This is a genomic window from Paracidovorax wautersii (assembly GCF_900113035.1).
Lineage (GTDB): Bacteria > Pseudomonadota > Gammaproteobacteria > Burkholderiales > Burkholderiaceae_C > Paracidovorax > Paracidovorax wautersii.
This window is the reverse complement of record NZ_FONX01000003.1, coordinates 354,674-369,138: the sequence shown is the minus strand read 5'-3', so window position 1 is coordinate 369,138 and position 14,465 is coordinate 354,674. Positions and strand designations below refer to the sequence as shown.

At 61.6% G+C, this 14,465-nt stretch carries 16 protein-coding genes and 1 pseudogene; 5 read left to right on the top strand and 12 right to left on the bottom strand.

Annotated elements, in window-relative coordinates:
• The first annotated feature begins 179 nt into the window (after nucleotides 1–179).
• Nucleotides 180–2,102 (top strand): glutamine--fructose-6-phosphate transaminase (isomerizing), encoded by a 1,923-nt coding sequence (gene glmS, locus BM070_RS06575; RefSeq protein WP_092938735.1) that lies wholly within the window; start codon nucleotides 180–182, stop codon nucleotides 2,100–2,102.
• A gap of 279 nt (nucleotides 2,103–2,381) precedes the next feature.
• Here glmS and BM070_RS06570 read toward each other — a convergent pair whose 3' ends face one another.
• The 11 genes and pseudogenes from BM070_RS06570 to BM070_RS25095 form a co-directional block, all read right to left on the bottom strand.
• Nucleotides 2,382–2,816 (bottom strand): hypothetical protein, encoded by a 435-nt coding sequence (locus tag BM070_RS06570; RefSeq protein WP_092938733.1) that lies wholly within the window; start codon nucleotides 2,814–2,816, stop codon nucleotides 2,382–2,384.
• Between the two features lie 57 nt (nucleotides 2,817–2,873).
• Nucleotides 2,874–3,245 (bottom strand): ASCH domain-containing protein, encoded by a 372-nt coding sequence (locus BM070_RS06565; protein ID WP_092938731.1) that lies wholly within the window; start codon nucleotides 3,243–3,245, stop codon nucleotides 2,874–2,876.
• A 151-nt stretch (nucleotides 3,246–3,396) separates the two neighbouring features.
• Nucleotides 3,397–3,813, bottom strand: a complete 417-nt coding sequence (locus BM070_RS06560) for a TIGR02594 family protein (protein ID WP_092938729.1) — start codon at nucleotides 3,811–3,813, stop codon at nucleotides 3,397–3,399.
• Nucleotides 3,814–3,890: 77 nt separating this feature from the next.
• A complete protein-coding gene (locus BM070_RS06555; protein ID WP_139222776.1) occupies nucleotides 3,891–4,523 on the bottom strand; it encodes a DUF1444 family protein in 633 nt (210 codons plus the stop codon).
• Between the two features lie 103 nt (nucleotides 4,524–4,626).
• A complete protein-coding gene (locus tag BM070_RS24105; RefSeq protein WP_139222775.1) occupies nucleotides 4,627–5,283 on the bottom strand; it encodes a hypothetical protein in 657 nt (218 codons plus the stop codon).
• Nucleotides 5,284–5,362: 79 nt separating this feature from the next.
• Nucleotides 5,363–5,998, bottom strand: coding sequence for a hypothetical protein (locus BM070_RS24100; RefSeq protein WP_139222774.1), 636 nt, complete (start codon nucleotides 5,996–5,998; stop codon nucleotides 5,363–5,365).
• A 76-nt stretch (nucleotides 5,999–6,074) separates the two neighbouring features.
• Nucleotides 6,075–6,602: a hypothetical protein gene (locus BM070_RS24095; protein ID WP_139222773.1), complete on the bottom strand. Its 528-nt coding sequence runs from the start codon at nucleotides 6,600–6,602 to the stop codon at nucleotides 6,075–6,077.
• A 55-nt stretch (nucleotides 6,603–6,657) separates the two neighbouring features.
• The gene (locus tag BM070_RS06550) at nucleotides 6,658–7,068 is read right to left on the bottom strand and encodes a nuclear transport factor 2 family protein (RefSeq protein ID WP_092938725.1); all 411 of its coding nucleotides are present in this window, start codon (nucleotides 7,066–7,068) and stop codon (nucleotides 6,658–6,660) included.
• 441 nt (nucleotides 7,069–7,509) lie between these two features.
• Entirely contained in the window at nucleotides 7,510–7,938 is a 429-nt protein-coding gene (locus BM070_RS06545) for a hypothetical protein (RefSeq protein WP_092938723.1), read from the bottom strand.
• A 112-nt stretch (nucleotides 7,939–8,050) separates the two neighbouring features.
• Nucleotides 8,051–8,347, bottom strand: a complete 297-nt coding sequence (locus BM070_RS06540) for a hypothetical protein (protein WP_092938721.1) — start codon at nucleotides 8,345–8,347, stop codon at nucleotides 8,051–8,053.
• Nucleotides 8,348–8,565: 218 nt separating this feature from the next.
• Nucleotides 8,566–8,911, bottom strand: a pseudogene (locus BM070_RS25095) (type 2 periplasmic-binding domain-containing protein); the annotation flags it as partial.
• 130 nt (nucleotides 8,912–9,041) lie between these two features.
• Between BM070_RS25095 and BM070_RS24090 the strand changes: the two are divergent.
• Nucleotides 9,042–9,278 carry a hypothetical protein gene (locus tag BM070_RS24090; RefSeq protein ID WP_139222772.1) on the top strand — a complete coding sequence of 79 codons (237 nt, stop codon included), beginning with the start codon at nucleotides 9,042–9,044 and terminating at the stop codon, nucleotides 9,276–9,278.
• A gap of 122 nt (nucleotides 9,279–9,400) precedes the next feature.
• Nucleotides 9,401–11,194, top strand: coding sequence for a methyl-accepting chemotaxis protein (locus BM070_RS06530; protein ID WP_092938719.1), 1,794 nt, complete (start codon nucleotides 9,401–9,403; stop codon nucleotides 11,192–11,194).
• A 47-nt stretch (nucleotides 11,195–11,241) separates the two neighbouring features.
• On the opposite strand, the gene BM070_RS06525 is transcribed toward BM070_RS06530, so the two are convergent.
• The gene (locus BM070_RS06525) at nucleotides 11,242–12,717 is read right to left on the bottom strand and encodes a short-chain fatty acyl-CoA regulator family protein (protein ID WP_092938717.1); all 1,476 of its coding nucleotides are present in this window, start codon (nucleotides 12,715–12,717) and stop codon (nucleotides 11,242–11,244) included.
• 144 nt (nucleotides 12,718–12,861) lie between these two features.
• Between BM070_RS06525 and BM070_RS06520 the strand changes: the two genes are divergently transcribed.
• Entirely contained in the window at nucleotides 12,862–13,260 is a 399-nt protein-coding gene (locus tag BM070_RS06520) for an acyl-CoA thioesterase (protein ID WP_092938715.1), read from the top strand.
• Nucleotides 13,257–14,447, top strand: a complete 1,191-nt coding sequence (gene prpC, locus BM070_RS06515) for a bifunctional 2-methylcitrate synthase/citrate synthase (RefSeq protein ID WP_092938713.1) — start codon at nucleotides 13,257–13,259, stop codon at nucleotides 14,445–14,447. Before BM070_RS06520 ends, prpC begins: the two co-directional genes overlap by 4 nt.
• Nucleotides 14,448–14,465 lie beyond the last annotated feature (18 nt).

Sequence of the window (14,465 nt, the reverse complement as noted above, 5' to 3'; positions counted from 1 at the left end):
GAAATAAACGGTCATATCCGGTTGAATTTCAATCGGAAATTTCATGGCAGCGTGCCTACCATGCGCTCAGTTTGTAGGGATCGACCTACAGAGAGCACAGCGGCCGGGCCGGCGTTTCCATCCGTCGCCCGGCCCGTGTCACACACACCCATCACTCGTTCATCGCAGGAGCTTCATCCATGTGCGGCATCGTCGGCGCGGTTTCCACGCGCAACATCGTTCCCATCCTCGTGCAAGGCCTGCAGCGCCTCGAATACCGGGGTTATGACTCCTGCGGCGTGGCCGTGCATGAGGCCAGCATGGGCAACCAGCCCACCGGCGGCCTGCGCCGCGCCCGCAGCACCTCGCGTGTGGCCGAACTGCTGGAGCAGGTGGTGGTGGACCGCGTCGAAGGCGCCACCGGCATCGCCCACACCCGCTGGGCCACGCACGGCGCGCCGGCCGTCCACAACGCGCATCCGCACTTCAGCCATGGCGCGGGCGTGGGTGCCGATCCGGACGCTGGCGAACCCCTGCGCCTGGGCCGCGTGGCCCTGGTCCACAACGGCATCATCGAGAACCACGAAGAGCTGCGCGCCGAACTGCTGGCCCGCGGCTACATCTTCACCAGCCAGACCGATACCGAGGTCATCGCCCACCTGGTCGAAAGCCTCTACAACGGCGACCTGTTCCAGGCCGTGCAGGCCGCGGTGCAGCGGCTGCATGGCGCCTACGCCATCGCCGTGATCCACAAGGACGAGCCCCATCGCGTGGTGGGCGCGCGCGCCGGCTCGCCGCTGATCCTGGGCGTGGGCCAGAACGAGCACTTCCTGGCGAGCGACGCCATGGCGCTGGCCGGCGTGACCGACCAGATCGTCTATCTGGAAGAGGGCGACCTGGTGGACCTGCAACTGGGCCGCTACTGGATCGCCAACAAGAAGGGCCAGCCGCTGGACACCACCCAGCGCCCCGTGCGCACCGTGCTCGCCCACAGCGGCGCGGCCGAGCTGGGCCCCTACCGCCACTACATGCAAAAGGAAATCTTCGAGCAGCCGCGCGCGATTGCCGACACGCTCGAAGGCGTGCAGGGCATCACGCCCGAGCTGTTCGACGGCCAGGGCCTGCACGGCGAGCCTGGCACCGCCGCCTGGCGCGTGTTCAAGGAGATCGACTCCGTCCTCATCCTGGCCTGCGGCACCAGCTACTACAGCGGCTGCGCGGCCAAGTACTGGCTCGAATCCATCGCCGGCATCTCCACCCAGGTCGAAGTGGCCAGCGAATACCGCTACCGCACCAGCGTGCCCAACCCGCGCACCCTGGTCGTCACCATCAGCCAGTCCGGCGAAACCGCCGACACCCTGGCCGCGCTGCGCCACGCGCAAAGCCTGGGCATGCACCACACGCTGACCATCTGCAACGTCTCCACCAGCGCCATGGTGCGCGAATGCAAGCTGGCCTACATCACCCGCGCGGGGGTGGAGATCGGCGTCGCCTCCACCAAGGCCTTCACCACGCAGCTGGCCGGCCTCTTTTTGCTGACGCTGGCCCTGGCCCAGTCGCGCGGCCGCCTGAGCGAAGAGCAGGAATCCGCCCACCTCAAGGCCATGCGCCACCTGCCCGTCGCGCTGCAGGCCGTGCTGGCGCTGGAGCCACAGATCATCAGCTGGGCCGAAGATTTCGCCCGCATGGAAAACGCACTCTTCCTGGGCCGGGGCCTGCACTACCCCATCGCTCTGGAAGGCGCGCTCAAGCTCAAGGAAATCAGCTACATCCATGCCGAGGCCTACGCCGCCGGCGAACTCAAGCACGGCCCGCTGGCACTCGTCACCGCCGCCATGCCGGTCGTCACCGTTGCGCCCAACGACGCGCTGCTGGAAAAGCTCAAGAGCAATATGCAGGAAGTGCGCGCCCGCGGCGGCGTGCTCTACGTGCTGGCCGACGCCGACACCCGCATCGACAGCAGCGAAGGCGTGAACGTCATCCGCATGCCCGAGCACTACGGTGCGCTGTCACCGCTCCTGCACGTCGTGCCGCTGCAGCTGCTGGCGTATCACACCGCGTGTGCGCGGGGAACGGATGTGGACAAGCCGCGGAATCTGGCGAAGAGTGTGACGGTGGAGTGAGAGCGGGGCCCGCTGTCAAAGCTTGGAGGTGCTGACAGTCGGGCCGGAGGTCACGGCCACGCTGCGCTCGGTAACCACCTTGGCCGCCTCAAGCTTGAAATTGCGGCTTAATGTCCTTCTTCTTCTTCTCTCGATGAACCGCCGCTAGTTTCATGCTCCACCTTAACAAGGTGTCATCGAAAATGGCTGCAGCCCAGAACTCTTGAAGAAGAATGGCGCGGAGGGTATGGGTGTTCTCATGCGGCCTAACGCCGGTGCGTTTCCGTGTCGAACGACCTGTTAGAGCGCATCTTTCAAAAGCTCAAGCCGTCGACTCATTTCCGTCCGCGTTGCGTTAATGCTCGCGGTCATTCCTTCGAACTCCCGCAAGTAGCGCCTAGCCTCCTCAATAGTCACTGTCTCGAATCCGCTTTCAAGGTCCTTCTTCATCTTCAGCACGTGCTGATGGGACGATTCAAAAGTTGAGCGGACTTGAGCTACCCACTCCAAAACCGAGTCCTTCCTATTTTGAGACGCGGTCCCCTTCTCGACTCGTCGTGCGAAATGGTACAAGTCGTTCAGCACCGACTGCCATCCAACCTCAAGCTCGCGCACCTTCATCAGGCTTGCACGTCGAAGCTCGTCTAGTGCGTCCAAGTGATTCTGGCGCCTCGCCAAATACGCGTTCCACAAGGCAGCGAGCGAAACCGCCAAGGCTAGCGCGGAGAGGTTCATGCGCTCTAACGTTTGACTTAAGCGGCTGGCCGTAGGCCAGTCCGCTTGAAGGAATGGTTAGGCCGCATTCTGGACCTGCGAAAGACTTGCTGCTACCTCATAAAGCTTTCGCTTGGCTGCTACCGGGAACGGTAGAGAGACAGGCCTGACATTGGACAGAGACCAAGCCCAATAGCCCGGCTGCCAGCCTTCTGAACAGGCCGCTTCAACTTCGCCTTCCGACCATTCATGAACCTCGGTGACATCGACAAGCGCCACGGCGATGCCATTTGGATCACTTGGGCTGCTCTCAGTGAGATAGGAATGATTCTCGACGATGAGAAGGTTCCGCAAGGGAAGCTCAGCCGGAAGCCAAGAGCGGACCTCGATTGTCTTGCGACCTGTGGCGATGTTCTTTCCGTGCGGTGAGACGATCGAAAGCGCGAGCATGCTTGAAGTGTATTTGTGCTCGGACGCCTTGCATGCGCCGCTTGCGGTGATGTTTCGGTCGATACCAACGGGGAGTTACTCTGCGGCCTAACGTTTGACATGAGCGGCCAACGGAGGGCGTAGCCCGGAGTTGGTCCGCTCGATGGAAAGGTTAGGGCGCATTCTTCGGAGGCCAGCGATAGCCCAACACCGAGGACTTTGGATAGAAGTGTTCACGAACTTGCTCTAACTGGTTTCCGCCGAGCAAATGTATGTTGTCTTGATCGATGCGCAAGAAGAAGCCGACGTGACCCTTCCAGCCGGTTGGATCTTCGCGCGATAGAACCACAATGCAGCCAGGAACTGGTTCAGTCAAAGGCTCGCCCCATTCGAGCCATGAGCGTGCCAGAGCGGAGTTGGTGCCGACGATACCTACTTGCGCCAACGACCAGTTGATAAACGAGGAACACCACGACGCCTTGTCATCGTAGCCTGCGATGTTGGTGTGATCGTGGTACTCGGTTATGCGCGGATTGCTCTGACCTGGAGGGTACGTGCTGACGCCGACTTCCGCGAATGCGACAGGCATCCATGGTGAGTGGTGCATATGCGCTCTAACGTTCGACGTAAGGGGCCTGCCGCAGGCAGGTCCCCTTGACGGAGGGGTTAGGAGGCTGCGCGGTATGCATGCCACTTGCTGCCTTCACGAATGAGGACGCATTGGGAAAGAGCGTACCGCTTTTCTTCGAGTTCCTTACTGGCGACCTGTGCAAGGAACTGGCCAGCTCCTTCGTACTCGGATCCGGAGACAAATAGCAAATCGCGCGCTGGAACGACAGCCATAGGCTTGCCCGGCAACAGCTCAGCTAATTGATCCCACAGCCCATCAAGCAAGAGCAGGGTTGCTTCAAAGTTTCCACCCGCTGTGATCATGTAGCGAGGGGACTCGCCATGCATTTCGATCCTCGGCACTCGATTCGGAAGATTGCTCAGCGCGAGGGTGTGCAATTCCTCTTGATTCAAACCGTTCTCTTGCAGGTGCCTCCTGGTGATGAACTCAAAGCGGTCTGGATAGTCAAGCGCGTACATGACGATGAGTTCGGCTACCAACGGTATTGAGATCGGTGAATCATCCGATGGAAGCTCAATGACCTCACCACCCTCGTTTTCACCAACGACGGCCTTGACAAGTGGGACAACAAGGCTGCGGTCAAAGGACTGCACTGGCGACGAGGGCGATTTCACCGGCTCTGTGGACGGTGCTGTGTTTGTACTCTTGCGGCGAAAGAGTCCGAACATTGAGCCTCCTAACGTTCGACGTAACCGGCCGGCGGAGGCCGAAGGCCGGAGCGAACCTGGAAGCGCAGCTTGCAGGCGGTCCGGTTGACGGAGTGGTTGGGCCTCAGCGTGCGGGGAGCCATAGGAGTGCTGTGTCGACAGGGGTAAGTTTCAGAAGTGCTCGCGCCTGCGCGACCTCATGACCGACGACCTCAGAAGGCTCTGTGCTCGATGCGACGCGCTCAAAGAAAGTCTGCACCTTTGCTTTCAGGGCGACCATAAAGGGGGCATGATCTTTCGCACCGAGAAGAGCGCGAAAGCGCTTCTCCGCGTGCTCAACATCTCCGATGGCTAGTGCAGCCATCGCGGCGTGATAGCTGTGCCACGGGTTTTCGTCGGAGTTGCGAGCTAGATGTGCCGAGACTACAGCGAGTGACGAAAACCTCTGGGACAGAGAAAGAATCTCATCTCTTGCACGTGTGGCTAGCGAGTCTGCTACATCAGCAAACTGGTCGGTATCCTTGAACTCGTGGAACTTTTCTACTCGACCACCTTCATCAAAAGACCAATAGTCCTTGGCGTTCCATAACCACATCGCTGCCACGTTCAAGTAGCTACCCTTGCTCCACGAGCTTGGCTGGAACTCGACAACTCCGAGCCACCATCCATTGTCTTTGAACCACACGCGGGACTGTCCCTTGCGTTTCATACCAATGGGGGCGAGGTGCTTCTTTGCAGCCTTCGCAAGCTGGGTATTGTGAGTGGTGCCGGTGGTGGTCACTGTGAGGCCCAACGTTTGAGTTCAGGGGCCTTGCGCGGCTTTATGCGCAAGGTCCCCTGCAACGAGAGGTTAGACCGCATCATCGCAGGACCGCACACAGGAAATCGCCCATTGAGTACCAGTTACGTGCGGCACAAGTGAGGCCCAGCGCTAAAGGAATTCCCCAATCAACCACATAGATTCGGAACAACTGAGCGAAGTCGTGTGCTCGCGCCCTGGATCTCAGGTGGGCAATATCGTCCTTGTATTTATCAATTGCTTGTTCGGCTTCAATGCATATCCGATCTATTACTCCGCTCTGGCTCTTGATTGCGTTGACAACGGAGTCCTCATCGCTGGTCATCTTGCCGCGAATATAGCCAAGTTGATCCATCGTGCGACGAGTGTGCTCAACAACTTCTTTCAAGCGATCACCTTGGGCGTTATGGACAACGGAACGAGCGTTAAGCCGCCAAGCCATGTGGTCAATAGCGGCGTAAGTAACGAATGACAGTAATTCGTATGCCGCGACCAATGAGATGGCCCCCACAGCTATTGAGGCCGTAGCTGAGTCCTTAAGATCAATCCCAAAAACGTCCGTTAGCTTTAGCGCGTGTGCCGATAGGACAATGCCAAGCGACGCTGCAATTAGCAGATTACGCTTTACAGTTCTGGTGCTTTCTGAAAACTGATCTCTCAGTTTTCGTATGCTTAGATCATTGGCTGGAGAATTCATCGATGAGGTCTAACGGCTGAATTAAGCCGCGCCGCGAAGCGGCGTCGGCTTGAATGACTTGTTAGCAGGATAGCCCTTAAATCTGGTCAAGACGCGCACCAAGATCTGAGGCCAGCTGCAAGTAGCTCACCACCGAATCTGGGTTCGGCGAAAAATCAGGGTCATGTGCAGCGAGATTTCTCAGTTCTCGCATGTTCTCGATGATTGAGCGATCACTTGACGTGATCAGCTCTGACTTCATTAGCGCATCAATGGAGCCGCGTGGATAGCGCCTCGCAGTCGCATTTGTAAGCCCTTTGCGCATTGCCAAAGAGATAATTTGCTCTTCCAGACGGAGCCACGAATCCAACACCGCTCCTCGAGGATTCTGAGTTGCGATCAGAGCTGCGTTATCAGGGCTTTTAGTGCTTGGAAGTGCCTGAGCAGAGGACTCTAGCTCAAGGACATCTCTCTCAAACTCGAACTCAGCCATTCCGACCTTGCCGCGTTTCATGGTCTTGAGCAGGGCAGTAAATTCGCTCCGAAACAGCAAAACAACCACAACAACGGCGAGTGGCCATGCGAGGGCTTTGATGAGCTCAGCAATGAACGAGAGAGTATCCATGTCCTGCTAACGTTGAAATTGAGCGGCGCAGTAAGGCGTCCGCTCGGATGACCAGTTAGGCCGCACTCTGACCGCCGGGCACGGGTGATGAAGGTTGATACGGTGTACCTTGATGAAAGCGCATGACCCACCGGCCGTCGATACGAGACCAGATTGAACTTCGATGGGCGTACTCAACCACGTCGTTGTACAAGGCTTCCGAGTCGTAGGTGATCTGTATCGTATTGACATCCAACACGCGCAGCTGCAAGTTCGGCAGGGGCAGCCTCGCTTGGATGGGCGAGGCGTCAGTGCAAATGATTTGCTCGCGCGAGTAGGTTCGTCCGGATCTCCCGAACTCCACGAAGTCCGAAGCGAATCGCTGTTCTTGAAATGTCAGGTCGAAGCGTGACTCCACGCGCCACATGGACTCTTCAAGCTCGATCAGAGCGGCTTGATCTTCTTGGGACAGAGGTTGGGTAGTCACAGGAGCAGATCCGTGCGGCCTAACGTTGGAGGTCAGGCGCGGCCGAAGGCCGTCGACTGGACCGACTTGTTAGCCCCGCCCATCGCCTGACGATGAGGGCAGCGCCGGAGAGCCCGACCAGCGAAAAGAGTGAAACGCCCCAAAGAAGGAAGAAAGTAAGCACAGCTTCCTCCCACTGCCGTGATGGGTCATCAACGCCGGCCCAAGCTAAGACGGCCAAAGCCAACACAAAGATCCAGCCAAGCGCCACGAGCCAGCGCACGCCACCGCCCGCACGCCATAGTCGCCGCGAGAAGCCGAGCGATGGCGCAACCACAGCCAGAAGCCCGCAGATGGAAAGTGTCACGAAGCCAGCGGAGATCTGCATTTCAGGGCCTAACGTTGAAATTCAGCGGCCGCCGAAGGCGGTCCGCTGCAATGAGAGGTTAGGCTGAAGGCCGGTTACAAGAGCTTCCACCATGGTCGCTTTGCGCTTTCTATGTTTGGTGCGGCGACAACTGCTGGTTCCGCGACCATTGCTGCAATGGCTTTGTAAAAGCCGAGGACGGACTCGCCGTCCGAATCCGCCAGCTGCTTGCGGACCTTACTGAATGGGAACGCAGTGATCCGTTCGTTGACTCGGATACCCCAGCCCAATTCTGGATCTTGGACCCATGTACCGCCGAAAGATTGGCGGATGCACTCGCCGAGATACGAGCCAAGGGTGTTTGGTAGCTTCTCCTTGGTGGCATCGGCGGCGCCGACGCGCTGTCCGTCGATGTAGCGATCGAGCCACTGGATACCAGCTTCGTCGTACTCGACGGACACCCCCAACTGATCCCGCGCGACGGTCCGCACAAGTTCAGCGTTCGCGAAAAGACGGTCTTCCATGAAGCCTAACGCCCCGGTTAACCGGCGCCCATGCGAAGCATGGGCGTCCGAGTTGAACCGACAGTTAGGCTGGTGAAAGGTGTTTGGTTGACCGGGTTCAATGCTGCACGCTTCATTCGTTGACCTGCTGAGATTTCACTCGAAGCCAGGGCTGCCCAAGCCTGGTTCTAGAGGCTTCCCATCCGATTGGAAGGTCGGCAAGCTCGCATATCGTTGGATCTAATGCCACCACATTCTTGAGTGCGACAACCAATGCGTCGTCTGTTGAAAACTCACCGTTGGTTAAGAACTGCCAGCCCCCGTCCTCTTCATCGTGTACGACAAGCAAAATCGGGCTGTTCGAATGGAAGATCTGCTTGACGCTAATGGCTGCTACGTTTGGAGGATCGCTGAAGGGCCACGTGTTCATAGTGATGGTTGCATCTTTCGAATCGGGTGCGTGCAATCTTGCCGCGTTCGGGACATGAGGCCTAACTAGATTTAGACGACGCCAATCCTACAATCCGCAGTCTGCCAACACAACAGACCTGATTGCATCCCATAGGCAATCCTCTGTGCAACGCCGTTTAGGCAAGCCTAAATTTTTCCGGACCAGCCACTTCCCGGCTTCTCCACCCCACCTGCTTTCTATCGCCCGACGCGGCCGCCATCACCCTCTCCGGCACTGCTCCCCCGCGCCAGTTCCACAAACGCCTTCAAATAATCCGTCTGCAAATCCGCCTCCCGCGCCCCCAGGTGGATCTGCTTGGCGATGCCTTTGGCGCCCATCTGCACAGAGCATGATGTCCGTTTTCTCAATGGCCTTCTGGCGGCGGGGCGCGACGCCGGCCGGCAGCAGGAACTGGGTGTAGATGTCCAGCCGGTCGGTGGGCACGGGGTAGGTGATGAGTACTTCGCCTGCCGGGGCGCGCGAGCGGAGGCGGCTGACCCCGGCTATCGTGGGGGCTGCCGGCGCGACGGTCAGCACCTGTTCAGCGATTGATTCCGGCTGATCCGCTCGTCTCGGCGTGGGCGAAAAAAGCTTGGCCGTTCGTGGCTGCCAAGGATCGGGGCCCAGCGGATTCCTTGGGAGAACTGGCAGGGAAGCAGGCGCTTGCAAAACCATGACCGGCAAATCTGGCGCCTATCACCCGGAGTCACCGTGGTTCGGATCAACGACTTACAGTTTATTTGAGGCAGAATCATTAATGCAGTTCATCGGGCGGGTATTTCCAATGCGATTCAATATGCTGAATGGATTGAATCCTCTGCCCCATCAAGCTTTGCAAGAGCTTCCTGCTTCTTCCATGGCGGTAGCACACCGTCATTCATTCGTCAAAAATCTCTCGTTGACGATATAAAAAATCTTCTTTTTGTTTGAAACCGCATAATCTGCGGCCTTGCAACATTTGCATGGTTTATCGGTGGACAACCTGTAGTGAGCTTGCTAGCCTGTCCTCAGGACAGTCACAATTTCACACACATGCTTACTTCCATTCGCGCTCGCGTGATCTGCGCTTTCGTCGCGCTGGTCATCTTTGCCGTGCTGCTCAGCACCACGGCCAGCTACTTGATCGCCCGGGAGAGCATGTGGGATGCCACCGACAGCAGTCTCTCCACATCGGTGAATGACCATGCGCGCGTGATCGGCGACTGGGTGGAGGAGAAGACGCAGCTCGTCAATTCCTTGCAGGACGTGGTGCTGGCCCCCGAGCCCGATGCCATGCTCAAGCAGATCCAGGTGGCCGGCAGGTTCTTCGACGTCGGCGTGGGCTATCCCGACAAGAGAACCAAGTTCACCGACTGGCCCAATATCCCCGCCACCTACGACCCGACCAGCCGGCCTTGGTACCAGGGTGCGGTCAAGGCCGGCAAACCGGCGGCGATTCCCTACATCAGCACCAGCAAGGCTTTGCTGGTGGCGCTGGCCATTCCGGTGATGCGCGAAGGCAGTCTCAAGGCCGTGCTGGTGGGGGACGTGGCGCTCGACAGCGTGGTGGAGACCATCAAGGCCATCCACCCGACGCCCGAGAGTTTCGGGATGTTGATCGACCAGAACGGCCGCATCATCGCCCACCCCAATGCCGAACTGCGCTTCAAGCAAGTCACCGATATCGCCCCCGTATTCGGCCAGCTGAACGCCACGGCGGAAGCCAATGCCGCGGCACCGATGAAGGTCGTCGTCGATGGCCGCGTCAAGCTGGTGCGTGCCCAGAAGATCCGTGGCACGGACTGGAGCATCGTGATCGCCGTCGATGAAGCCGAAGCCATGGCGGGCGCGCGTTCCTTGCTCCAGGCCTCGCTGCTGGCCTTGATCGTCATCGCCGGCATCGCCTCGATGATCGGCGTGGCCGTGACCACCACGGCGTTCCGTCGCCTGGGCCAGGTCAGCCAGGCCATGGCGGCCATCGGCTCGGGCAGCGGTGACCTCACGCAGCGCCTGCCCGACCAGGGCAAGGACGAGGTGGCCATCATCTCGCGCTCCTTCAACCAGTTCGTCGGCCAGTTGCAAAGCGTGATGCTGGACATCCGCGATGCCAGCGAAGCGGTGCGCTCGGCTTCGGATGAGATCGCCACGGCCAACCAGGATCTGTCGTCCCGGACCGAGTCGGCTGCGGCCAGCCTGCAGCAGACGGCTGCCTCGATGGCGGAGATCTCTGAGACGGTGCAGCGCTCCACGGCCGCGACCGAAGAGGCCAACCAGCGCTCCAGCACCGCCACCGAGATCGCTTCGCAGGGCGGCAAGCTGGCCTCTGACGCCGTGTCCACCATGGGTGAGATCGAGAAGGTGTCCGGCCAGATCGGCGCCATCATCAGCGTCATCGATGGCATCGCTTTCCAGACCAATATCCTGGCCTTGAATGCCGCCGTGGAAGCCGCGCGTGCCGGCGACCAGGGGCGTGGTTTCGCCGTGGTCGCACACGAAGTGCGCACCCTGGCCCAGCGCAGCGCCGAGGCTGCGCGCGAGGTCAAGGATCTGGTGGAGACCACGGTGTCCCGGGTCTCTGCGGGCTCCGTGCAGGTGCGTCAGGCTGGCAAGACGATGGGCGAGATCGTCACCCAGTCGGCCGATGTGCAGTCCCTAATCTCGGGCATCGCCCGCGCGACGCACGAGCAGACGAGCGGCATCCAGGAGGTCAATCGTGCCGTGATCCAGCTCGATGCCATGGTGCAGCAGAACGCCGCGCTGGTGGAGGAATCGGCCGCCGCATCGGCCAGCCTGCAGACGCAGGCCAATGCCCTGGCCTCGACCATCGGCCGCTTCAGGATCTCCTGAGCATCACGCCTGCGGCAGGCGCGGCAGGCGCCACGAGCCTCAACGGTTCAGGGCGTGCTCCCTGATCGCCCGGCCAACGCAGCCGCTGCCCCCGCGAAGCCATAGGGCGAGAACCGGCTGTGGTTCTCGTCCACGTCCAGCGCGCGGCCTACGTAGGGAAAGGCGCGCTGGGGGCAGCCGTCGCGCTCGCAGACCTTGCAGCCCATGCCGATGGGGGTGGCGGCTTCCGGCGCCTGCAGGTCGAGGCCCTGGGCGTACACCAGGCGCGGTGCGTGCCGGATGTCGCAGCCCAGGCCGATGGAGAAGGTCTGGCGGGGCGAGCCGTAGCCGCGCTGGCCGCGCGAGACGCTGCGCGCGATCCACAGGTAGCGGCGGCCGTCCGGCATGCTGGCCAGTTGCGCCAGGGTGTGTTCCGGCCGGCCGAAGGCCTCGTACACGTTCCACAGCGGGCAGGTGCCGCCCGTGCGGCTGAAGTGGAAATGGGTGGCCGACTGCCGCTTGGAGATGTTGCCTGCCCGGTCCACGCGGATGAAGAAGAACGGCACGCCGGGCAGGCCCGGCCGCTGCAGCGTGCTCAGCCGGTGGCAGACGGTTTCGAAGCCGACGTCGAAGCGCTGCTGCAGCAGTTCGATGTCGTAGCGCAGCGCCTCCGCGGCTTCCAGGAAGGCCTGGTAGGGCAGCAGCAGGGCGCCGGCGAAGTAGTTCGCCAGCCCGATGCGCGCGAGCTTGTGCGATGCCGGATCGTTCAGCAGCGGCGGCGACTGCACCAGGGCATCGATGAGCGGGGCGTATTCCACCAGCGCAAGCTGCGTGGCCAGCTGGAAGGCGCGTTGCGCATCGTCCAGGCGGCTGGCCAGCGTCAGCGTGCGGCGGTCCGCGTCGAAGAGGCGCTTGCTTTGCTGCGGCTGCTGCGCGTCGATGAACTCCACCCGGATGCCGTGGCCTGCCAGCCGCTGCACCAGCCCATCGGTGCGTGACGCGCCCTGGTGCGGCGGCGGCTGTTGCCGCAGCAGCGCGGCAGCGCAGCTTTCTGCCGCGCGGTCGAGCGCGTCGAAGTAGTTCTGGTGGGCGAAGAAGAAGTCCCGCACGACCTCGAAGGGCATGGCGGCGCGGGCCGGGGGCGCTTCCGTGCGGCCATCGCCGAACTGCAAGGACAGCAGCTCTAGCTGTTCGCGCATCTCCAGGTTGCGCTGGTGCATCGCCAGCACGGCGCGGCCCAGGGCCGGCATCTGGGCCGCAACCTCCTGCATCTCCGGCAGCGAGATGGGCTCGTCCGCCCCGGCCAGCGCCTCGCGCAGTCCGGCGATCAGCCGCGATTCCTCGTCTTCCGAGAACTGCTGGATATCGACGCCCAGCGCCTTGTTCAGCTTGAGCAGCACCGAGACGGTCAGCGGCCGCTGGTTCTGTTCGAGCTGGTTGAGATAGCTGGGCGACAGGCCGAGCGCCTGGGCCAGGGCGATCTGCGACAGGCCGCGTTCCGAACGCAGCTTGCGCAGCTTGATGCCCATGAAGGTTTTTTTCATCGCTGGTGCTCGCAGGTGTTGCGGGGGATCTGCGCAAAGGCTCACAAGTCGGTTCGCAGGATTCGCAAATCGCTGGGATGCTTTCGCAAAAATTCGCTTTTTCAGTGCTATCGCTAGACGGCGGATATGCGTAGATTGCGAATTATGACTACACCCCAGGGTACCGTCGAATTGCGGGAGCTGGTGCTTCCCGCACTCGCCAACCACCATGGCACGCTGTTCGCGGGCCAGGGTCTGCAACTGCTGGCCAAGGCCGCCTTCCTCGCCGCGCGCAGCCTGGCGCAGCGCGAGGTCGTGATGGCGGCCGTGACCGGCGTCGATTTCTCGGCACCCGTGCCCGTGGGCCACGAGCTCGCGTTGCGCGGCTGGGTCAGCCGGGTCGGGCGCACGTCGATGACGGTCTGCGTGACCGGCGCATCGGCGTGGCCCGGCATGCCGTGCGAGGACGTGCTGCGGGGTGTGTTCGAGATGGTGGCCGTGGACGCGCAAGGGCGGCCCGCGGCGATCGATGCCTGCTACCTGACAACGGAGACCCACCCATGAGCGCCATGTCCGCCTTTTCTTCCGCCCCCGAGGCGCCGCCCGCTGCCGCTGCGGGATTCAAGCCCAAGAAGTCCGTGGCCCTGTCCGGCGTGACGGCCGGCAACACCGCGCTGTGCACCGTCGGCAAGACCGGCAACGATCTGCACTACCGTGGCTACGACATCCTCGACATCGCCGAGGTCTGCGAATTCGAGGAGGTCGCCCACCTGCTGGTGCACGGCAAGCTGCCCACCCGCGCCGAACTCAAGGCCTACAAGGCCCGGCTCAAGGCCCTGCGCGGGCTGCCGCTGAGCGTGAAGCAGGCCCTGGAGCAGCTGCCCGCCGCCAGCCACCCGATGGACGTGATGCGCACGGGCGTATCCGCCCTGGGCTGCGCCTTGCCCGAGAAGGACGACCACAACCTGCCGGGGGCGCGCGACATCGCCGACCGGCTCATGGCGTCGCTGGGCTCCATGCTGCTCTACTGGTACCACTGGAGCACCTCGGGCCGCCGCATCGAGGTCGAAACCGACGACGACTCCATCGGCGCGCACTTCCTGCACCTGCTGCACGGCACCCGGCCGAGCGCCCAGTGGGAGCGGGCGATGCACACCTCGCTGAACCTGTATGCCGAGCACGAGTTCAACGCCTCCACCTTCACGGCCCGCGTCGTGGCGGGCACGGGCAGCGACGTGTATTCGTGCATCACCGCCGCCATCGGCGCGCTGCGCGGCCCCAAGCACGGCGGCGCCAACGAGGTCGCGTTCGAGATCCAGAAACGCTACGGCTCGCCGGACGAGGCCGAGGCCGACATCCGCCGCCGCGTCGAGGCCAAGGAGGTCGTGATCGGCTTCGGCCACCCCGTCTATACGGTGAGCGACCCGCGCAACGTGGTGATCAAGGGCGTGGCCCGGTCCCTGTCGCAGGACGCGGGCAGCACCAAGATGTTCGACATCGCCGAGCGGCTCGAATCGGTCATGTGGGAGGCCAAGCGCATGTTCCCCAACCTGGACTGGTTCAGCGCGGTGAGCTATCACATGATGGGCGTGCCCACGGCCATGTTCACGCCGCTCTTCGTCATGGCCCGCACCAGCGGCTGGGCCGCGCACGTGATCGAGCAGCGCATCGACAACAAGATCATCCGCCCGAGCGCAAACTACACCGGCCCGGAAGACCAGGCGTTCGTGCCCATCGCAGACCGCGCCTGAGGCTGCCGCCGCCCGCCT